General features: G+C 61.7%; 15 protein-coding genes, 1 tRNA gene and 1 pseudogene. 11 read left to right on the top strand and 6 right to left on the bottom strand.

Translation table 11 applies throughout. The annotated features are described in order from the left end of the window. Positions 1-457, bottom strand: a pseudogene (locus LKG04_RS05515) (phosphoglucomutase, alpha-D-glucose phosphate-specific); the annotation flags it as partial. 486 nt (positions 458-943) lie between these two features. On the opposite strand from LKG04_RS05515, the gene LKG04_RS05510 reads away from it, so the two are divergent. Then, positions 944-3,085: a glucose PTS transporter subunit IIA gene (locus LKG04_RS05510; RefSeq protein WP_291761339.1), complete on the top strand. Its 2,142-nt coding sequence runs from the start codon at positions 944-946 to the stop codon at positions 3,083-3,085. 192 nt (positions 3,086-3,277) lie between these two features. Continuing rightward, positions 3,278-4,114 (top strand): PRD domain-containing protein, encoded by an 837-nt coding sequence (locus tag LKG04_RS05505; protein ID WP_291761430.1) that lies wholly within the window; start codon positions 3,278-3,280, stop codon positions 4,112-4,114. A gap of 74 nt (positions 4,115-4,188) precedes the next feature. On the opposite strand, the gene LKG04_RS05500 is transcribed toward LKG04_RS05505, so the two are convergent. Next, positions 4,189-5,340, bottom strand: coding sequence for a diacylglycerol/lipid kinase family protein (locus tag LKG04_RS05500; RefSeq protein WP_291761341.1), 1,152 nt, complete (start codon positions 5,338-5,340; stop codon positions 4,189-4,191). A 216-nt stretch (positions 5,341-5,556) separates the two neighbouring features. On the opposite strand from LKG04_RS05500, the gene serS reads away from it, so the two are divergent. The 7 genes from serS (at position 5,557) to LKG04_RS05465 (ending at position 11,857) form a co-directional block, all read left to right on the top strand. Beyond that, on the top strand, positions 5,557-6,843 hold the full coding sequence (serS, locus tag LKG04_RS05495; RefSeq protein WP_291761342.1) for a serine--tRNA ligase: 1,287 nt from the start codon (positions 5,557-5,559) through the stop codon (positions 6,841-6,843). Positions 6,844-6,964: 121 nt separating this feature from the next. Beyond that, positions 6,965-7,049, top strand: a tRNA-Ser gene (locus LKG04_RS05490). A gap of 408 nt (positions 7,050-7,457) precedes the next feature. Further along, on the top strand, positions 7,458-7,820 hold the full coding sequence (locus LKG04_RS05485) for a hypothetical protein (protein WP_291761344.1): 363 nt from the start codon (positions 7,458-7,460) through the stop codon (positions 7,818-7,820). Positions 7,821-7,913: 93 nt separating this feature from the next. Then, complete coding sequence (locus tag LKG04_RS05480) at positions 7,914-9,392, top strand: metallophosphoesterase family protein (protein WP_291761346.1); 1,479 nt, start codon at positions 7,914-7,916, stop codon at positions 9,390-9,392. A gap of 124 nt (positions 9,393-9,516) precedes the next feature. After that, positions 9,517-10,125, top strand: coding sequence for an aminotransferase class III-fold pyridoxal phosphate-dependent enzyme (locus LKG04_RS05475; protein ID WP_291761348.1), 609 nt, complete (start codon positions 9,517-9,519; stop codon positions 10,123-10,125). Positions 10,126-10,471: 346 nt separating this feature from the next. After that, positions 10,472-11,179, top strand: a complete 708-nt coding sequence (locus LKG04_RS05470) for an MgtC/SapB family protein (protein WP_291761350.1) — start codon at positions 10,472-10,474, stop codon at positions 11,177-11,179. 24 nt (positions 11,180-11,203) lie between these two features. Next, positions 11,204-11,857 carry a hypothetical protein gene (locus tag LKG04_RS05465; RefSeq protein ID WP_291761352.1) on the top strand — a complete coding sequence of 218 codons (654 nt, stop codon included), beginning with the start codon at positions 11,204-11,206 and terminating at the stop codon, positions 11,855-11,857. 33 nt (positions 11,858-11,890) lie between these two features. Here LKG04_RS05465 and LKG04_RS05460 read toward each other — a convergent pair whose 3' ends face one another. Continuing rightward, positions 11,891-12,577, bottom strand: coding sequence for a LuxR C-terminal-related transcriptional regulator (locus LKG04_RS05460; protein ID WP_291761432.1), 687 nt, complete (start codon positions 12,575-12,577; stop codon positions 11,891-11,893). Positions 12,578-12,630: 53 nt separating this feature from the next. After that, complete coding sequence (locus LKG04_RS05455; protein WP_363300901.1) at positions 12,631-14,121, bottom strand: ATP-binding protein; 1,491 nt, start codon at positions 14,119-14,121, stop codon at positions 12,631-12,633. A 248-nt stretch (positions 14,122-14,369) separates the two neighbouring features. Here LKG04_RS05455 and LKG04_RS05450 point away from each other — a divergent pair, with 248 nt between their 5' ends. Both LKG04_RS05450 and LKG04_RS05445 read left to right on the top strand, forming a co-directional pair. Further along, entirely contained in the window at positions 14,370-16,568 is a 2,199-nt protein-coding gene (locus LKG04_RS05450) for a PspC domain-containing protein (RefSeq protein WP_291761356.1), read from the top strand. Beyond that, positions 16,561-17,697, top strand: coding sequence for a hypothetical protein (locus tag LKG04_RS05445; protein WP_291761357.1), 1,137 nt, complete (start codon positions 16,561-16,563; stop codon positions 17,695-17,697). The genes LKG04_RS05450 and LKG04_RS05445 overlap by 8 nt, the downstream gene beginning before the upstream one ends. A gap of 627 nt (positions 17,698-18,324) precedes the next feature. On the opposite strand, the gene LKG04_RS05440 is transcribed toward LKG04_RS05445, so the two are convergent. Then, a complete protein-coding gene (locus LKG04_RS05440; RefSeq protein WP_291761359.1) occupies positions 18,325-20,121 on the bottom strand; it encodes an alpha/beta hydrolase family protein in 1,797 nt (598 codons plus the stop codon). Between the two features lie 25 nt (positions 20,122-20,146). Beyond that, entirely contained in the window at positions 20,147-20,761 is a 615-nt protein-coding gene (locus tag LKG04_RS05435; RefSeq protein WP_291761361.1) for a DUF4125 family protein, read from the bottom strand. Positions 20,762-20,783: the final 22 nt, after the last annotated feature.

The raw sequence follows: 20,783 nt of genomic DNA, 5'->3' as shown, positions 1-20,783 counted from the left end.
ACGGGGTGACGACAATGCCATCGGCCAATCCTTCGCCGGCGAAGCGTTGCGTGCCGTCCTGCGCACGATTATGAGTCAGAATGGCCTGCGAAATAACCGGCGTCGGCACGACGTCGTCGCGCGAGTCTATGCGCACACGCACGCCGTTCGCGACCAGCACTTCGATGGCGGTTTTCTGTGCCGGCGCGGAAAGCGCATGCGTGTCGCGGCCGATGTACAGTGGCCCGGTGACGCCGGCGGACTTGCGGTATTCGGCGATGGCTTGGGAAATGGCCACGATATGGGCCTCGTTGAAAGAGGTCTTCAGCGAGGAGCCGCGGTGCCCCGAGGTACCGAAGGAGACACGCTGCTCGAGGTTCGCGGGGTCGGGGATGCAGTCGTAATATTTGCCGACGACTTCATCAACATCGATCAGATCAGCTGGGGTGGCGGGTTTGCCCGCATTAATTGCAACCATGCCACCATTGTGCCACTGTGCCGCGATTCGCGTGCTTCTCGGGGTAGGGCGGTTGCCCAACGCTTCGATGGTTGGGGTGGCTGGATTTCTGATCCGATTGCGCTCTGGTCGTAGCTCAGCCCGAGGCACCGCCCTTCGGCTCCTTGCCGGAGCCTCACTTCGTCTACAGGCAATGCGCCGCGTTGCCTGCTTTATGGCTCAGCCCTGCGCCCTTGGTGGTCACTCGGTTGAACCTGAGGACAGCTGAACCTGCGGACGGCCTACCAGGCCGTCTGGCTAACGGTTCGACACTCCGACTTGCCGATAGGCGCGGGACGATCTACACTTGAGAAGATTCATTGCAGGGTTGCAACTCGAGTGAAGACGCAAGACCTGAGGTACGGATAGTGGGCTATCTATACCTCAGGTCTTTTTTTATTCCCGCAACCTTGCGAGGATTTGCAACAAAGATTGGCAACAATCGAGAGATTCTAAGGAAGGATTGAGATGGCTGAATCACGAGCATCGCAGATCATCTCTGCTATCGGCGGCGCCGAGAACGTCAAAACGTTGACGCACTGCGCCACGCGACTGCGTTTCGAACTGTTCGACAACGGCAGGGTCGACCAGAAACGTATGGAGGGCATCAAGGGCGTGCTGGGGGCAGTTCCACAGTCCGGAAACCGTTATCAAGTCGTCATCGGCGGCGCAGTCGCCACCGTATATGAGGAGGTCATGGAACTGCCGGAGATGGCAGGACGCGCTGGCGGCACTGTCGAGGCCAGTGCGGCCGAGACGAACGCCGACGTCAAGGCCGAGGCTCATGCCAAAGGCAAGAGCAAGAACGCTTGGGTGAACTCCTTCTTCGAATACCTGTCCGATTCGTTCCGCCCGATCCTAGCCGTGCTGCTCGGCGCGTCGCTGTTCATCGCGTTGATCAACCTGCTCATCTCAATCAACGTCATCGACGGATCCGAGACGAGCACCGGTCTGGTCTTCATTGAGGCCATCTGGAAGGGCGTGTTCTACTTCCTGCCTATCATGATCGCCTACAATGCGTCCAAGAAGCTCAAGGTCGATCCCTGGCTCGGTGGCGCCATCATGGGCATGCTCATGACCCCGCAGTTCATGAGCATGTTCCTGGGCAAAGGCAAGGGCATTTCCCTCAAGGCCGTTTCGGCCGTCACTGGCGTGGATCTTACTTCCATGCAGGGCTGGAGTGACGCCATTTCCTGCGTGCCGAACAAGGCGCTGGGAACCCAGATCTGCACGGCCAAGGTCTTCGGCCTGCCGATGATCCTCAACGACTACAGCGGCAACGTGTTCGTGCCGCTGCTCATGGCCGCTGTGCTGGCGCTGGTGTACAAGGGCCTGAACAAGATCATCCCCGAAAGCGTGCAGATCGTCTTCGTGCCGTTCCTGTGCATGGTGATCGTCGGCGCGCTGAGCGCCTACCTCATCGGCCCGCTCGGCGTCTTCGCAGGCAACTATCTCGGCATCGGCCTGGCATGGCTGAATCACTACGTGCCATTCGTACTCGCCATCATCATCCCGATGCTCTACCCGTTCCTGGTGCCGCTCGGCCTGCATTGGCCGCTCAACGCCCTGATGCTGCTCAACCTCAACACGCTCGGCTACGACTTCATCCAAGGCCCGATGGGCACATGGAACTTCGCTTGCTTCGGCGCCACCGCCGGTGTGCTGTACCTCTCCATCCGCGATAAGGACAAGGACATGCGCCAGCTCTCGCTTGGCGCGCTGCTCGCCGGCCTGCTCGGCGGCGTGTCCGAACCCAGCCTCTACGGCATCCATCTTCGCTACAAGAAGGTCTACAGCCGTATGCTGCCCGGCTGCGCAGCCGGTGGCGTGACCATCGCTGTCCTCGGCTGGCTCTTCCCCTCCGTGGTCAAGGGCGCCTCAGTCCATGGCGTTACCGCGAACGGCTTCGCCTTCACGTCTCTGCTGACCATCCCGATCTTCAGCCAGGTTTGGGTCTATGCGATTTCGATCGCCGTGGCCTTCTGCGTCGCAATGTTCGGCATCATCTTCTTCGACTACCGCACGCCGGAAGAGAAGGCTGCCGTCAAGGCCGCCGCTGCTGCTGACGCGGCTCAGGCCACCGTCGCCACTCCGGCCCCGGCTGTTGCCGCCGCCCCGGCTGCCGCTGCTGCGGCCGCTACGGCAACGGCTACCGCGACAACCGTTGTCGCCGCTCCAGTCTCCGGTCATGTCGTCTCGCTGGATGACGCCGGCGATCCGGTATTCGCTTCCAGGGCGCTGGGCGAGGGCGTCGGCATCCAACCGACGAGTTCGGCCATCGTCGCTCCGGTGTCCGGAACGCTGCGCACCGTGGCCGAAACCGGTCACGCCTTCGGCATCGCGACGGATGACGGCGTGGAGGTGCTGGTCCATGTCGGCATCGACACGGTGCAGATGAATGGTGACGGTTTCACTGTCGCCGTGGCCAACGGCCAGCGCGTTAACGTTGGCGATACACTGGTCACAGTCGACTTTGATAAGGTCAAGGCGGCAGGGTACAGCACCACGACGCTCATCACCGTCACGAACACCGCCGCGCTTGGCAGCGTGACGCCGCAGACCGGCAAGGATGTACAGGCGGGCGACCCCGTGCTGGACATCGTGCACTGATCTCACCGGGCACGAAGGCGCACGCGGCACTGCTGACACGGCAGATGTCGCATGCGCTGGGTGAGTCTGATCATGCTGATGCGCTGGCTGCGCACGCTTCCCGATATGATGGGTTCCGTGCGCGGCCGGCGCATCAGTGCGTCAGTCCAGTTACTGGTTCGTGCGGTAGTGCAGAGGCGGGAAGGAAGGTTCTTGGAGATACTTCGCGTGTTCAACAACAATGTCGTTCTCGCCAAACGCGGGGATGGCGTGGTGATCCTGACCGGGCGTGGCTTGGGGTTCAAGGCACACCCGGGCCAGCGGGTCGACGACGCGAAAGTGATCAGGACCTTCGTTCCTTCCGATGGACGCGACCCGGATCATCTCGCGGAGCTGCTCTCCGAGATTCCACCGGAAATCATTCGTTTGGTCACCGATGCCATGGCCAAAGTCGGCCTCGCCGAGCAATGCGAGACCCAGCCCACCTTGGTCATGTCGTTGGCCGATCATGTGGCAGGCGCCTTGCGACGAGCCCGCCATTCAGATAACATCGTCTACCCATTGCAGGCCGAGGTTCGTTCGCTGTACGCGCGTGAATACACGGTGGCGGAACAGTTGCTGAACGAGCTCAACCGGCATTTGGATAATGCGCTGCCGCAAAAGGAAGCGGTGGCATTCGCGTTGCATTTGGTCAACGCCGGATTCTCGACAGGCGACTTGTCATATACCTATAAGATGACCGGCATCATCCAGCAGATCCTCTCGATCGTAGAGCAGACTTATTCGATCACAATCGACCAGCACAGCGTGAGCGTCGGCCGTTTCATCACCCATCTACGCTATCTGTTCGTGCGCATCAGTCAGAATCGGCAGCTTGCCAACGAACCGGAGCCGATCGTGAATTCGATCCGCCAGGCCTATGCGGATGCCGAGTCCTGCGCGTGGAAAATCGCCGCGGTCATACAGCTGCGGCTGAACGCGAGCCTTACCGACGACGAAGTCGCGTATCTGACCTTGCATGTGGCCCGCGTCGCCGCCGATATGAGCTGACAGGCGATCGGCAGTCAGTCGGCAGTCAGTCGGCAGTCAGTCGGCAGTTTCGTTGTCCGTCTTGCGGCCTTCATTTATTGCTGTGGCGATGGGCCTGTGTTTTCGCTCGATGCGCCGGTGCCGCCGCCTGCATCCGGTCCATCCAGCTGCGGCACGCGCACGCGCAGCGAACGATGGTCCACATCGAAACGAAGATGCTTGGTTTCTCCTACGATATCGCCATCGACCTGCGCCAGCGCCTTGCGCTCCAGTGTGATTTCCGCGCTGACGCCTTGGATCTGATCGAGGGTCGAATTGGTCGAGAGCGGGCTCTGCGACGGCTTGCCCGTCATCGTCTGATGCACCACATCGCCGAACAGGTTCGCCCAGCCGATGATGCCGCCCGACGTGTCGATCAGCTCGAAATCGAGCAGCCCGTCGTCATAGGTGGCTTCGGGCATAAGCGAAACCATCGGGATCTGCCCGCAGTTGCCAGCCAGGAACGTGCGGAAAGCCACGGTTGGAGAGCTGTGGATCTCGCCATCCGTGCCGGTCATCGTGACCGTGCCGCGGTATTTGGGAGAGAACAAGTGGCGGAATCCGCTGACGAAATATGCCAGCCAACTGATGTTCTTCTTCAGCTGGGGATCGGTGTCGTCGATCATGAGCGCGTCAAAGCCGATGCCGGCGATGATCAGGAATGCATGCCCGCGCTCGTCCTGCGGATGATCGAGCAGTGAAAGCCGGCCCATATCGACCTGCCGAGAGCCATGCGAAGTGGCCACCGTAAGGGCAGCGTCGACGTCATCGATCGGAATGCCCATATTGCGTGCGAACAGATTGCCCGTGCCGATGGGGATGATGCCCAGGGTATGTTCGGTGCCCGAGACAACGCTCGCCACCGTGCGCACGGTGCCGTCGCCGCCCACCGCGATTAGCACGTCGGCGCCATGATCAAGCGCTTCAAGCGCACAGGCGCGACCGTCTTTGTCTAGCTGGGTATCGATGAACTCGACCTGCGTGAGCTTCTTGCGTTTGCAAAACTCCTCGATATGCGGCCGCAGCTCGGCGGCCTGCGGCTTGGAAGGATTGATGATGAACGCGTAATGCACTTGATCCCTGTCGCGCTGCGCAAGCCTCTTCGTCATGCGGCGTCGCTGATACGCGCGCACGCCAAGCACGGCCGCGACAATGAGTGCGATAACGGCGACGATGCAGACGATGACAATGAGCGCAGTGGTAGGCATGTTTTCTATTGTGCGCGTTCGCGGCGCGAAACGCCCTGCGCGAATAGGACGTCGACGATTCCTGCACGAAAGCCTGCAATTATGCGTGCTGCCGGGCGATTATGCATGAAAACCAGCCATGCGTTGCGAGACAGCGAGTACGCAATTGAATGCAAAGCGGGCATGCGATGCAACATCCTCGTCTGCGTGTCGGCTTGCGGCATTACTCTTGAAGCCATGCTTGATATCCAATTCATACGCGATCATGCCGATATAGTGAAGGAATCACAACGCAAACGCGGGGAATCCGTGGAGCTTGTGGATGAAGTGCTGGGGGCCGACGAGTCGCGGCGAGCTTCGCTCAAGGAGTTCGAGGCGGCGCGCGCCGAGCAGAAGGCGCTTGGCAAGCAAGTTGCTGCGGCGAAAGGCGATGAGAAGGCGGCGCTTATCGCGCGCACCAAAGAGCTGTCGCAGTCCGTGTCGCAATTCAAAGCGGCATCCGACGAGGCGGCCGAAACCTATACCACCGCGATGTGGAAGCTGTCGAATATCGTAGAGCCAGAGGCGCCCGAAGGCGGGGAGGACGATTACGTCGTCGTCAAGAAAGTCGGCGATATTCGTGACTTTGCGGCCGAAGGCTTCGATCCGAAGGATCACCTGACGCTGGGCCTTGGCGTCGCCGGCATCGATATGCGCCGCGGCGCGAAAGTCTCCGGCTCGCGCTTCTACTTCCTGCGCGGCGCAGTCGCGCGCCTGCAGATCGCCATGCTGACCATGGCCGTCGACCAGGCCGAATCCGAAGGCTTTACGCTGACCATCACGCCGACGCTGGTGCGCCCCGAGATCATGGCCGGAACCGGGTTCCTCAATTCGCACGCCGATGAGATCTACAGGCTTCGCGACCCCGACGACCAGTATTTGGTCGGCACCTCCGAAGTGGCGCTCGCCGGCATGCACGAGAACGAGATTCTCGACCTGAGCAACGGCCCGCTGCGCTATGCGGGCTGGTCCAGCTGCTACCGACGCGAGGCCGGCGCCGCGGGCAAGGATACGAGCGGCATCATCCGCGTCCATCAGTTCGATAAGGTCGAAATGTTCGTCTATTGCAAGCAGGAGGATTCCCGCGACATGCACCTGCGTCTGCTCGCGATGGAGGAGGAGATGCTGCACAAGGTCGAGGTGCCTTACCGCACCATCGACACCGCTGCCGGCGACCTCGGCTCTTCTGCGGCCCGCAAGTTCGACAACGAGGCATGGGTGCCGACCCAGGGCCGCTACCGCGAACTGACGTCCACCTCGAACTGCACGGAATACCAGGCGCGGCGCCTCAACATCCGCGAACGGTTCGAAGACGGTTCGACCCGGCCGGTGTCCACATTGAACGGCACGCTGGCCACTACGCGCTGGCTCGTCGCGATCATGGAAAACCACCAGCAGGCCGATGGCTCGATTGAGATCCCTGCGGCGATGCGTCCTTATATGGGCGGCCGCGAGGTGATCGAGCCAAGAACGTGGGAGGCGTGAGGCGGCTCCCTTTTTAAGGTTTCATGACTTGGGCGCGGTTTGGCCCATGCGGTGAAATCGCGTCCCGATGTCGGTTTCGTCGGTTATAGTTACGATTTGTGCTTTGCGTGCGGGGCACAGTGGACAGGTGTCCGAGCGGCCTAAGGAGACGGTCTTGAAAACCGTTGTGGGGCAACCCACCGCGGGTTCGAATCCCGCCCTGTCCGCGAATGTGATGTCTTGCGGCATGTGTTGTCATGCATGTCGCAAGACATTTTTCTGTGTTTTTCGTATTTCTAGTGTGGGATTCTCATCTTCCCCGTGTGCCTACGTTGTGTGAGACGTTAATCTCGTGACTTCCGGGCAGAGCCGGCTGAAAATGGCGGTTTCGGCCGGCTGATACTCGAAGCTCCGCATAACAGCGCCTCACGCAATGCGGATAGACCGCTGCAGTCCTCCGGTAACGCCTCACATAATGAAAATACCTGTGTGGACCTGTGTGTTGCGCAAATTTAATGACGCGATTTCAGCATTCTGCGCAATCCGCGGAGGCAAGACCTGCGATTGCGTGGGGTATAGCACACACAGGCATGACGAAATCATGCTGCAATCTTCTTTTTCGTGCAGAACCGTGCGTGAGCCTCGTGACCTTCAGCGGTCGTGCCAAGGGCTCGCCCGCCCCGTTCCGGCTGTTCCAAGGCGTGTGCGCGGCGCCGTTCCACAGGCAATCGCGCAGCTGGAACCCACCGTACGGATTCACGCGTTTCCATTGGGACGCCCCCGGTAGATCGGCCCAGCTCCGCGCTGAGGGGCGCTGGGAGAACGCTTTAGCGAAGGTGTACGTCAGGCCGGAAAATGTCATGCTCACACCCGATCCGCAAGGCGATTTCGAGGTCTTGAGCGAAAATTATCGCGACTCCATCGAACGCACGACGGCGAGGGCCGGAGCCATGCTGCTGGCTTCGCAGCATGCGCCGAGCCAACTACCACTCGCATGAGCGCGTCCGCGTGGCGATCAGGTCCGAAGCCGTGGTCGCCGAGCCGATAGGGCTGCGCTGGGCCGAAGACAGCGCAGCGGAAAGGGAAGCGCAATGATATCGTCCGAACTGTCCGAATCGACTGAATTTGAACCGTCGGCAGACCCAGCCGATGCACCGGGATTGTCTGAATCGGCGCAGCCGGCTGAATCAGCTGCGAAACCCCAACGCGGACGCAAATCCGGTCGCCGGCAGCCGAGCCGCCGGCGCAATTCCCGGAAGAAAATCCAGCACGCCTTGCGTTTCCGCGAGAACGGGACGTTGCGCGTGCTCCAGCTGGCAGACGTTCAAGACGGTCCTGATGTCGATTCCGATACCGTGGCGCTGATCGAGCGGGCGGTCATAGCGGCCGATCCTGATCTCGTGGTGCTCACCGGCGATCAGGTGCGCGGCTACGATGCGGCCTATGCTCCTACGTTCATGGCGAGGCGCGGCGACGAGCCCGGCGCCCGGCTTCCGCTGCCCATGCGCGTCGAACAGCTGCTTGCCGAATGCAACGGGCCTGCCGGCAGAATCGACGATGCGATAGCGGATGGCGGCGAAAGCATGGCGGGCACGCGCGCCAAGATCCGCCATTCGTTCTCGCAATTCCTGGGGCCTATCGTCTCGCGGGGAATCCCCTTTGCAGCGACCTACGGGAATCATGATTTCCAATGTGGGATCCTTCCCGACGAGCAGGACGATATGTACCGCGAATTCGCGGGATGCCTCAATCCCAAGGTCGAAGACGGTGCCGCATCGGCTGCAGGCCCGCTGGCTTGCGAGCCCGGAACCTTCGCCTTGCCGATCGCTTCGCATGATGGCAAGCGCACCGCCATGAGCATCATGATGGTCAATTCCGGCGATTTCGAGCCCGGCGGCGGCTACGGCTCTCCCAGCGATGCGGCGGTCGAGTGGCTTGCCAGCGCCGAGGACGCCGTCAGCGGCACCGGCCCGCGCGTGCCCGCCATCGTTTTCCAGCACATTCCGCCGCAGGATTTCTACCAGTGCCTGAAAAAGGCGTCGCCGTTCACGCCCTATGCCGTCGAAGGCTATCGGGCGTTCTCGGATTCCTGCTACGTCATCAACTCTGAGGTCTGCCGGCCGGGCTCCACGCTGGGAGAAGGCCCATGCTGTTCGGAACGGGCCGTTGGCGAAGTCGAGCGCATTCGCTCCTCGGGCGGCTACTTCGCCCTGTTCTGCGGGCATGACCACAAGAACAATTTCATCGGGCATATTGACGGCGTGGACTTGGGCTACGCGCCGACCTGTGGGTTCCGCTCCTACGGGCCGAAGGCCGCCGATCGCGCGTTGCGCCTGTTCGTATTCCAAGAGGACAAACCCGAGCAATACGAAACCCGGCTGCTGACTTACGGCGACTTGGTTTCACGTCGCGTGCGGCATCCTTTGCGGCTGCTGGCCGGAGAGTATATGATATCCGGTCCGTCATCCGTGCGTGATCTGCTGCGGCGCCCGAAGATCTTCATCGGCATGTGTCTGGTGGCGGCCCAGACGCTTTTCACGCTCATCGGTCGGCGTTCGTCACCGAAATGAGCTGATCTCCTCCGTTCATAGGCGTATACGGCGTGGAACGCAAGAAATTAATTCACATGAACATCAAACCCTCGAACATCGATGGCAGAAGGAATAGAGCGCGACAACGGCAACCCGTTCAACGATGGTGGACATCACCAGCTTCCGGTCCGAAACGGCGAAGGAATTGGATCCCGAGACGCGCAAGCTGACGGAAGAGCGCGAGGTGCTGGGGCCGGCGTACCGGCTGTTCTACCGCAAGCCTGTGCATCTGGTCAAAGGCGTCGGCTCGCACCTGTGGGATGCGGATGGCGTCGAATATCCAGACGTGTACAACAATGTCGTATCGGTGGGGCACGGCAATCCGCGCGTAGTCGAAGCTATCGCGAACCAGGCATCGTTGCTCAACACGCATACTCGCTATCTGCACGAGAACGCCTTGAATTACGGCGAGGACATCCTGACAGCCATGCCCGGTGGACTCGACCGTGCGATGTTCCAGTGCACCGGCTCGGAAGGCAATGATCCCGCGGCGCGCGCGGCGCGAACGTATACCGGTGGGCAGGGCATCATCGTCACTGCCGAAGCCCACGGCAACAGCGCGCTGACTTCCGGGCTCTCGCCGGCCTTGGGCACGGCGCAGACGCTGGGACCGACCATGCTCATGATCCCGACTCCCGGCACCTACTGGCTTGAGATCGACGGCATTCCCGCCGCGCGCAGTGCGGGTCCAAAGACTTCGGGGCTTGGATGACTAGGGGAGTGCGCAAAACAGTCGCTGAAATGCAACGCCACGGCATCGATTTACGACATAGCCCGGGAGGCCGACGGGAGGCTTTTCGAAAGCGGCACCGCGGTCTCCGTCGCCCCGTGGGCGCGCTTCACCATGTATCACTCCGGCTATGTGAGGTTCTCCGCCGCCGCGAAGGATGCAAAAGGGCCACAGAGGCCGAGTGGGTCATACAATCTAGGCGAGCCGGAAATGCCTGGCTTGGACGTTGAGGGTTAGTTCTGCGATCGTGCCCTATAGACTGGTCAAGATGCTGCCATGTCTGTCCCTTTGTGAAATATGGGGACCATGTTTTCGAAGGAGAACCGCGATGACTCAGCTCTTTGACTTGCCCACATGGAGCCAGCTGGGCTCGGCCGCGATGACGGTGCTGCTGTGCGGTCTGATCGGCTTCGAACGCGAATATCATGACAAGGCGGCCGGCATTCGCACGAATGTGCTTGTCGGCATCGGCAGTTGGCTGTTCACTATGGTCTCTTTCTATGGATATCGTGCGCTTGCGGGGCCGAATAGTGGCTGGGATCCTTCCCGCATCGCGGCCCAAGTGGTCTCCGGCATCGGCTTCATCGGCGCCGGCGTGATCTTCGTGCACCGCGACAACGTCCGCGGGCTGACCACGGCGGCCGGCATCTGGGTATCCGCCGCGATCGGCATGGCAGCGGCAGCCAACCTGTTTTCGCTGGGCATATTGACGGCGTTCCTGTATTTTCTCGTGGTGCTGGGCGTCGCGCCGCTCGCCCACCGCCTGACACGGCGGGAACTCCATGCGACGATCCGCCTGACCTATCGCAATGGTAAGGGCTCGCTGCGCTCCTCATTGCTTGAACTCGAACAGGAAGGCTTCGAGACGCAAGTGGTCTCCTCGCGCAATGTCGAATCTCAATCCGGTGCTGATTCCGGCGGCATGGTGGCGGTGGAGATACGGGTGCAAGGCAAGGTGACTGGGGATATGGTGAGCTCGCTGGCCCGCATCAGCGGCGTGAAAGACGCCGAGCTGCTGCCCGAGGACGAGGAATGAGCGAGGGCATGAGGGAAGCGAAGAGTGAATAGCCTGGGTGCTTCGGCGTATTTGCGTACTGATTCGCGCATTACCGATGTGGTATTCGGTTGGTACGGAGTGCTCGTGGACCGACAGCCACGGCTTGCGCTGGCCGGGCAGTACCCTTCCGGCGTGATCGACATGGTGCTCGACCCGGCCGACCTTTGGGGCTTCGACTATTACGACGCGATGCTGGCATGTGGGTGGGACGAGGAGCGGGTGCTCGCGGACTACGAACGCCACCACGGGCCTGCCGTGGCGTGGGTGCTGCGCGTGTATCTCGAACGGCGGCGGCTCGCCTTGTGTGCCATGGTTACCGACATGGGCGCTGCGCTGCGCGATTTGCGTGCGCAGGGAATTCGCGTCTGGACGTTGGCGAATGCGGCAGCCGTGGATTGCGACTTGGCGCGCGAGGTTTTTCCTGAGCTTGGGCTGCTCTCTGGCAGCGTCATCTCCGCACGCGAAGGGCTGCTCATGCCTGATCCTGCGCTCATCAGTCGCGCCAATAGGCGTTTCGGCCAGCTCGGGTTCGTCCCTGGCAGCGTGCTGTTCGTTGACGCCAATGCGCGCAGCATCGAAATCGCGCAGCGAGCCGGCTGGCGAGGCATGCTCTTCCAGAACGCCGAGCAGTTGCGTAGTGAGCTGGCAAACGTATAGATATGAGAAATGTGAGCGAAGACGGCAACAGATTCACACGATGCGGCGATCGGCGGCCCAACGGGTCAGCTCGGAGCGGTTGGAGAGCTGGAGTTTGCGCAGCACCGAACTGACGTGGGTTTCGACGGTTTTGACCGAGATGAACAGCTCGCCGGCGACTTCCCTGTAGGTGTATCCGCGGGCGATAAGGCGCATGACCTCCTGCTCGCGCGCCGAAAGACGGTCGAGTTCGTCATCGTGAGCTGCCGGGGCGACGCCTTGGAAAGTGGAGAGCACGAATCCGGCGAGCTTGGGCGAGAACACCGCGTACCCTTCGTACACCTGGACTATCGAATTCATCAGATCCTGCCCGGTGATCGTCTTGGTAACATACCCGCGGGCGCCCGCGCGGATCACGGAGCCGACGTCTTTGGGCGAATCGGAGACGGAAAGTGCCAGGAATGCCGAACCCGGGGAGAGCGGCTGCGATTTGACGAGGATCTCCGCACCACCTCCGCCTTCGCCGCCGGGCACATGCACGTCAAGCAGCACCACGTCGGGCGAGGTCTGGCCGATCATCGCGATAGAGCCTTCGACGTCGGCCGCCTGCCCGACGATCCGGAAATACGGCTGCAATGTGGCGATGACACCGGCGCGGAACATTTCATGGTCGTCGACGACGGCGATGCGGATATGCCTGAGATCTTTGCCGCCGCGCCCCGTGGACGATTCGGCGCCCATAGACTCGTCGTTCGAAAAATTGCTGTCGCCCGTGCGCTCGTTGCCGATATCGCTCATCGCCGTCCCTTATCATTCCCTACATCTCCGGATAATTGATGATTGACGGTAAGTCCGCTGGCGGTCGCGTCGCCGTTGCCCGCGTTGACAACCCCGTTGCCGTTGGCAGCGCCAATCGCACCGTCATCAGAGTCGTTCCCGGTATTGCCATTATTCCCGCTGCCATCCTTGTCGCCCACGCAGGCGACCGGCATATGCATGCGCACTTCGGTTCCCCAATTCGGCTTCGACACGATCTCCACTGTACCGCCGCGCCGCGTGATGCGCCCGATGATCGATTCCCTGATGCCGAGCCGATGGGCCGGCACGGAATCCACCTCGAACCCGGCGCCATGGTCGCGCACAAACACCTCGACCGTGCCATTGCAGGCCTCGCAGTATACGGAAATCGGCTCGCCGCCGTGCACGGCCGCGTTGACCAAGGCCTGCCGCGTGGCATCAAGCAACGCGTCGGTCTGCGCGCTGGGCCGGGCGTCGCCCACGCTCACCACTTCGATCGGTTTGCCGTGCTCGTCCTCGACCTGCGCGGCGATATCGTTCAGTCCCCGGCTCACCGAGCGTTCGGGCGGCGTGCGTTCCTGATAAAGCCAGTCGCGCAGTTCGCGCTCCTGCTGGCGTGCCAGCGCGAACACCGCAGTCGGCTCCTTGCTGTGCAGTTGAATCAACGCCAAGGTCTGCAGCACGCCGTCGTGCAGGTGAGCGGCCATGTCGGCGCGCTCCTCCTCGCGTTCCTTGAGCGCACGTTCGGTGCCGACATCGCGGATGAGCGAATGCAGCCACGGCACAATCGACACGCCGGTTCCCGCGAGCATTGCCAGCCCGGCGAGAAGAATCATGGGAATACCAGGCGAATCAGAGCCGGGCGCAATCGACGTCAGAATATAAATCGCATAGCCGAAGAACTGCATCGCCAGCCCGATGATCATGGATCGCAGCTGGCCGGTTGATGCGTTATAGCGCAGCCAGGCGATGCCGATGCCGGCGAGCGCGAACAGCGTAGCGGCAATCGTTCCGAAGGCGATGCCGGAGACGAGCGTCACGATGCTGATTCCCACCATCGCCAAGCCCGCGAAAGCGATCAGCGACGGCTTCGGAGCGCGGCGCAAGGCCATCAACAGGCTTTCCGATGAATCCGGCGCATCGCCCTGTTCATCGTGGGTGTCCTGTCCGCCGCCGCGATGGTGTGAGGTTGCGTCAGCAGCGGCATTGCTCTGCGGTTGGCCAGTGTACGAGCGGTTCCCGCGCGACAGCGGCTGCGCGCTGGCGTCTTCGGCGTCCCGAAGCATAGCCGCGGCTGCGCCCTGCGGATCGCCGACCGGCACGAAAATCCACAGGAATGCATAGGCGATCAATCCGGCGCCGAACAGCAGCGTCGAGCCGAGAAACGCCATTCGTACCTTCCACACGACCAGCCCCAAGTGCTTGGACACGCCCAGACATACGCCGCACAGCACCCGGCCGTGCTTCGGGCGCATCAACGGCAGCATCGCGGGGTGCTTCGGCGCGGACAAGGGCGAGGACCGCAGCGGCTCGTGCGGGTCTCGGGTCGTTTGCGCGCCCTTCGGCTGTGGCCCATGCCGTCCGGGTGAGCCATTATGTGGCCGCGCCTCGTATGATGTCATGCCTCTATTGTGCCGCCTGCCGGGTCTCTTAGGGAGCGGCGCGCAGGGAATTCAGGGGACAATCAGGGTGTTCCCCGATACGGACGGGCCCATGCGCTTGATGTAATAGAGGCATGAGCAATTCAGATAACGCGGCGCAGCCGCACGATCAGCACGCGGACTATGCGCAGAGTCGGCAAAACCAATGGAATCGGCAGCACACCTCTGATGAGCGAGGAGACGCGTATGGGTTCCACGGCGGGCAGCAAAACGGCCAACACGGCTCCGGCAATCCGGGCGGCCCGGCGGGCGGCCCATACAGCGGTCAAGGTGGCCAGTATGGACAATACGGTCACTATGGGCCTGAGCCGCATCCATATGGGCAATCAGCAGCCAATCATCCTCGGCACTTCTTCCGATGGATCCGCGAAAGCCGGATCATGCGCGGCGAGGACCGCTGGATCGGTGGTGTGTGCGCCGGGCTGGCGAATCGGGCGGGGTGGAGTCCGGTTCTTGTGCGCGCGCTGATGCTTGCATCCATCGCAGCTTTCGGCTTCGGTCTGGCGCTCTACGCCGCCGCGTGGCTGCTGCTGCCTGACGAGCAGGACGGGCACATCATCGTCGAGGATCTCATCAACGGGCAGTGGCGCTGGCCGATGCTCGGGCCGCTGATCATGTTTGTCATCGTGTTTTTCTTTCGGGGGTATGGGCTGGTCGTTAATGCGCTCGCCACAGCCCTGCTGTTGGCGCTGATCAACAATCTCGCGCATCGAGAAACCATGGCGGCGCGCGCCTCAGACTGGACAGGTCCGGCGTCTGGTTCAGGGTCGCAGGGAGACGCGCCGTCCGGGCCGGAGCCGCAGCCCGGCCCGGAAACTCCGCCAAGTTCCGGGCAACCAGGCTCACGAGCACGCCAACAGCCGTGGTCCGGCCCTAACCCGGCCAATGGCACATCTGCACCTGCAGGTTTCGCATACGATCCCGAGCCTGGCCCGGTGCCAGGTTCTGCCACTCACTTATCTGGGTCCTACAGCCAAACCGGCACTGCGGGCAGTCGCCATCACAACCAGCACGACAGGGGTACGGCCAACGCATCCCCAACGAATTATGCCGCCGCCTCCACCGCCCGGCAATCGACGGCGACACCAAGTGCCGCCGGCTCTAGGAACGGCCGAGTGGATGGCAGGCCTGCGGGCCCCGCCGCTGGTCGGGCGCCCGGCCCTGCCCCGTTCTCGGCTACGGCAACATACCGCAGGTCGGTGACGCCTCCTGCGCCGCGGTATGCGAGGCGCAAACCCGCCGGCTTCGGCATGGTCGCCGTCGTGCTCGGGGTGATTTTCGTCTCGGCGGCCGTCCTGCTGGGAATTCGGCTGAATGCGGATCTTTATCTTGCTGATATCGTGAAAATGGCGGTGCTGTGGTGCGCTGGAGTATGCCTGCTGCTGGGTCTTGCGATTCTGGTACTCGGGCTCATGGGCCGGCGCGCAGGAGGCTTGATCCCCGTGGCTTTGCTGGCGGGGCTCGTCACGGTCTGCGTCGCGGTCTTCGGCGGATTCTATACCTACAATCTCAACAACATGAGAATTGTCGACGCCTCGTACACCACGGCTTCCGGGCGCAATCCGCGCTCGTTCGGTTCGGGCGAGCGTGATATGGCAATCCTGAAAAACGGCGTCGCATTTGTGGGCGACGACTATGACCGTAGCCATGCCTCCATCGATCTGCGCGATTACGCGCAGGGGCGTAAGCATCATAATCTCACGCTCGCCAGCGGCAAAACCGTAACCTCGCAATGCCCCGTTGGCATGATCAATCTCACCGCCTACCGCACGCAGGTGTCGATCACGCTGCCTGACGGGTGCTCGTATAGTTTCGGGAACGGGAACAAGGGCTACTATAGCTCTGTTTATTCCATCGGGAATCGATATGCAGCCGTCAACAGGCTGTCGACGAGCGCGAGCCTGTTCGAGTTCATGCAATACGCGACAGACGAGGATGACAGCAATTACGCCTGGCTTTTCGATGATGCGAAAAGGCCAGCCAATGGTCCGGAGCTATGGATCAATGCCACGTCCGTAATCGAGGGCAAAGTATCTGTGCGCTACGCTTCCGAGCCTAAATCCGGAGTCAACGGGGCCGCCTCCCGCAGCGCCGGGCAGCGCGGATCGCTGACGCGGGCAATTGCTTCACTCGTTGCCGGCGCGAATGGCGATGTGCGAGTGCATGGCGATGCCGAACATGCAACGGAAGAGCGATCGCAAACTTCTATTTCGCAATTGGCGGCTGCCGATGCGCCGCAATTCGCATCAGCTAAGGAGAACAGCCATGAGTGAGCAGCATACGACGCCGAATGCGAATCGCGACGATGATGAAACCGAGAATTTCGCGCAGGCCTCTGCACAGGATTTCATGGATACCAGGTTGATGCCGGCCTATGAGAATCGTGTGCATGACGATGCTGGTGCCACGCCTGCTGAGCCCGCCGTTGCTGGGCCTGCCGATGCAGACGGCGTGGGTGATGAGACGGCTGAGGTTCTTGGCGCGATGAGCATGCCCGGTTTGACGGAGAATCCTGCTGCTAAACCGGTTGATGCGACCGAGGGTTCCGATGGAACTGAGATGACCGGCGCCCGTGAAGGCGACGGCGCTGATGAAACTGTATGGCCCAGTGCGCATGAAGACGAAGACGGTGAAGCGGAAACCGGGACCGAGCGACTTACAGAGCCGCTCACCGCAGTGCAGAAGAATGGTGACACTGTGAATGGTGGCACTGTGAATGGTGACACTGAGTATGAAGGCACTGAGTGCAAAGGCACTGAGTGCAAAGGCACTGAGTGTAAAGACACAGAGTGTAAAGACACAGAGTGTAAAAACACTGAGTGTAAAAACACAGAGGAAGAGCCCATGGAACTTCGGGCGGAATCCATCGATGGAAGCGTTGCAATGGACGAGTCCGAGTCCGAGACCATGCCCGAGGGAATCGGCGACCAGCCTATATCTGCTGCTGCACAGGAGGCTTCGGCTTCAGTGCCGCTGTATGCGACCGAGCCGCCGAGAGGCTATGACCTCCCGCAGGGGGGTTACGCTCCGCAGGACACGCAAGGCGAACAGGCGCCGTGGAATCCGCACCGCCATCACCAGGGGCAGCCGTATGTGCGGGTGCCGCGCGAGCCGCAGCCGCTCGCTCCGATCGTGATGAAAACGGGTCCGAGCGTGCCGACGATTGTTTTTGGGACGCTCGGCCTGGTGCTGGGAGCGGTGATCGGGGCATTCGGGCTGTTCTTCCCGATGGACGCAGTCATCAACCCGGTGGCGAACGCCCGTGTGGCCGTCGCAGTCGTGTGCGCCATACTGGGCGTCATCCTCATCACGGTGGCCCTCATCTGGGCGCTTGTGTCCCTGCTGCGCCGGAGCGGCTCGCATTCGGATACGGAAGATGCCAGGACGTCGAAGCCGGCATGATGGCAGCGTCATTGTCATGTGGCGAATCCGAGCGGTCCCCGTATTCGGACGGCTCGCGTTCGCCACTATGTTCATTATTGGCACCGACACGTTTCTTGTGGCCTCGCTGCTGCCGGATCGGCGTCGGCGCGCGCGTCTCCGGCTGGCTGGTCAGCGCATATGCGCTCGGGTATGCGCTGTGCGCACTCGTCGTCGGGCCGTTGCCGGATCGGGGCGCTGAGCGCAGGCATATGCTTTTGGCCGGCATGCATCGTTCAGTGTCTTGCCAGCTTCGTCGGGCTCGTCCAAGGCTTCTGGTTCATGGCTATTCTGCGGTTCCCGACAGGCTGCGCGGCAACATTCGGCGCGCCTCAAATCTGGGCGTCGATCCCGCAGCTGGTCACTTCCGGCGGCACCAAACGCGCCATGGGGCGCGCGACGTCAGGTCTGTCTGTCGCGCAGCCGCAGACATATCGGCCGGTGCCTTCCCTGTTGCGGTTTCGTGGCGATTCTCCTTCTGCGCCCTCGTCGTCACCGCCGCCTTGGTCACTGCGCTGTTGCTCGCCCTCTCCCCGCACGTTCTGACAGCAAGGAAATTATATGTATGGTGTTTGATTCCGAAAGAACTGCATGGAGCCGCGCCAATGCTCACATCGCGAACAATCCCCAGAAGGCCAGCGAAGCCAAGGAAAAAGTTGCGCTGATCGTCAGGGAGGCGAAGACCAGGCGATGGCCGAAGCCAGAGGCGGCGACTGCTGCCTTGACGACTGTCGGCGTGGCGACTGGTGTTGTGCCCGACGGCATGGCGACGGATGGCGAATCCTGCGAATTCTGCGTGCCCGTATGCAGATGCTCAGGCGTGTGCGAAGCCGGTAATATCAATCGGTTCTCACCCAGACGAACCAATAGCCATGCGAAGACGACAACGCTGAGCACGGCGAGCGCCCGCAATGCCATCCACCCTGTGGACAATGTCGCAGCGTCGTCGCGCAGCACAAGCGTGTCTGAAACGAGTTTGGAAAGATACGCCAACAGCCCAGCCGTGCTCGCTACGACGGCGATGGCATTCGCCGCGAGCAGGCCGGCTATGCCAGTGCCGAAAGATCCACCGCGACCCTGTTTTCTGCGGCGCAGACCGGCCAAGGTAAGCACGAGCGAACCGATAATGCCTACGAGCAGGCACAGCGGCGCCATCGCCAGCAGCACGAGCAATGCTTGCAGGGAGCGAACCAGCCCGGGAGTGGTGGTTTGCGGCACGGCAAGGCGTTGGTGAGGCTGCGTACCGGCGATCATCGGGGTGCTCCAGCCGATTGGCGACGTGCCGGAAACTGATGTGCCGGAAACGTTGCCGCCGGAAACTGCCGTGTCAGAGGTCCCCGCGCCGGAAACTGGTTCGCTGGCCACTGCATTGATCCAATCTTCGAGATTATGCGTGTAATGTCTGTCAAGCGGCAGCCCGGGTTTCGAGGTGCGTGCGCCGACGCGCATCTGATGGTTCGCCGAGTAATAGCGCACGGTGACATTGTCGTTGCCGACCGAGTGCGCCGCCGCGCGCAGCATCGCCGCGCCTTGTTCGATGGGCATCGAGAGGTCCTCGGTGCCGTAGTTCACCAGCAGCGGCATAGTAAGCGCATTGAGATATCGCTCGGCCGGGAAGTCCGCGTAGTGCAGCCCGAGCATTGAGAAATCCATGCCGATGAACTTGCTGACATCCTGCACCATCGGCCTCGGGGCACCGATAGTGGTCATGTAATTGCTCGCCGCCATCGCCATCTGCCTGCGTCCCGGGACGACAGGCGGGGAGGTCAGGATCATGAACGCGAGATCGGGATGGTCGCGCGCCATGATGCTGGCGATCCATGTGCCTTCCGATTCTGCATAGAGGCCGACGCGCGAGGCGTCGACGTTGCCGCGGCTCTTGAGCACCGCGAGCGATGTGGCGTAATCGCGCGCCATGCCGGGATAGTCGCGCTGGAATGTCGTGTAGTTGTCTATTCGCTTATCGGGCACGAGCGTGACGATGCCGGCAGAAGCCATAGCCCAGGAAAGATCGCCGTAGACCGCGGAAGCCTTCCCGGTCCCCGCACCGTGGAGGAACAGGCAACCCGGGCGTTTGCCGGCGGCGCCTACGGGCTCGCGCAGCAGCGCATGGATGTTGACCGACGCAGTGAGACGAATGCGCAGATGGGTTTCCTTGACCTTGTACCTGCCCTCTTGACTCGTGTGCAGCCCGCGCGCTGCGATCGCGGTGTCAGACGATTTGACGGTGATGCGGCCGTCGCTGCCGTCGTTTTTGGCTGAGTCGGCTGCGCCAGATGAATCAGATGCGTCGGCTGCATCGGCGAGGGGATCGACGCGCCAATTCGGCGTCATCGCAGCGCCGAGCAGCGCGCACAGCACCAGCAGCACGACTGATGCGGCCGCGATCGAGGATATTCGCTTCACAGCGCTTTTTACAACATGCACGCGCCTACTGTAGCGCTTCGGCCTCATCAAGGCTCGCGAAGCCGCCGAGCAGCACGGTATTGAGCACGGTCTCCTCGGTCAGGTTGCGGCCCTGCGATTTCAGCTCCTCGGTAAAACCGCAGTAGAACTCGAAAGTGGTGTGCGAATATGTGCCGAGCTCGCCGCGCAGATAGGTTTCGAACGAAGTCGAATCCGGCGCGTCCTCGGCGGTGCGCAGCACGCGCATACCGCCGCCGAGCTTGGGATAGCGCGTACGGAAATCCGAGGCCCAATCCACCTGCGTGGCGATGACGTGCTCCTGTGTCTCGATGCGACCGTCCGACAGCTCGGGAATATATGGTTCTATGTTCCTGCGGTATTCATCTGGCGCAGTCGAAGCCATCATCCGGCCATATTTTTCGGTGACCAGATTGCGCCCGATGCGGTCGGCCTCGTCCAGATCCTTCGCGTAGCTGCTCAGCAGCGACGCAGGCCAAGTGAGGAACTGACTCAGCCGCATCTGGTGAAACATTGGCCAGTTACCTTGGCATGCGGCTCGCCCGCCCTCGTTGTCGGTCTGCTGGAACTGCTGCCACTCATGCCGCACAACGGTCTCTGCAAGTTCGTTGCTTTCCATCATCGTTCCTTATCTGTATAGGGTA

The sequence above is a fragment of the Bifidobacterium sp. genome, assembly GCF_022640935.1.
Classification (GTDB): domain Bacteria; phylum Actinomycetota; class Actinomycetes; order Actinomycetales; family Bifidobacteriaceae; genus Bifidobacterium.
The sequence above is the reverse complement of the archived record's forward strand: the minus strand, read 5'-3'. Positions and strand labels throughout refer to the sequence as shown.

What these genes read in the sequence shown, in the direction of transcription:
- LKG04_RS05445 (WP_291761357.1), top strand. Translation starts at nt 16,561, where the DNA reads ATGAGTGAGCAGCATACGACGCCGAATGCGAATCGCGACGATGATGAA.
- LKG04_RS05450 (WP_291761356.1), top strand. Translation starts at nt 14,370, where the DNA reads ATGAGCAATTCAGATAACGCGGCGCAGCCGCACGATCAGCACGCGGAC.
- LKG04_RS05510 (WP_291761339.1), top strand. Translation starts at nt 944, where the DNA reads ATGGCTGAATCACGAGCATCGCAGATCATCTCTGCTATCGGCGGCGCC.
- LKG04_RS05475 (WP_291761348.1), top strand. Translation starts at nt 9,517, where the DNA reads ATGGTGGACATCACCAGCTTCCGGTCCGAAACGGCGAAGGAATTGGAT.
- LKG04_RS05455 (WP_363300901.1), bottom strand. Translation starts at nt 14,121, where the DNA reads ATGCTGCCGTTGATGCGCCCGAAGCACGGCCGGGTGCTGTGCGGCGTA.
- LKG04_RS05460 (WP_291761432.1), bottom strand. Translation starts at nt 12,577, where the DNA reads ATGGGCGCCGAATCGTCCACGGGGCGCGGCGGCAAAGATCTCAGGCAT.
- LKG04_RS05435 (WP_291761361.1), bottom strand. Translation starts at nt 20,761, where the DNA reads ATGATGGAAAGCAACGAACTTGCAGAGACCGTTGTGCGGCATGAGTGG.
- LKG04_RS05500 (WP_291761341.1), bottom strand. Translation starts at nt 5,340, where the DNA reads ATGCCTACCACTGCGCTCATTGTCATCGTCTGCATCGTCGCCGTTATC.
- LKG04_RS05480 (WP_291761346.1), top strand. Translation starts at nt 7,914, where the DNA reads ATGATATCGTCCGAACTGTCCGAATCGACTGAATTTGAACCGTCGGCA.
- serS (WP_291761342.1), top strand. Translation starts at nt 5,557, where the DNA reads ATGCTTGATATCCAATTCATACGCGATCATGCCGATATAGTGAAGGAA.
- LKG04_RS05470 (WP_291761350.1), top strand. Translation starts at nt 10,472, where the DNA reads ATGACTCAGCTCTTTGACTTGCCCACATGGAGCCAGCTGGGCTCGGCC.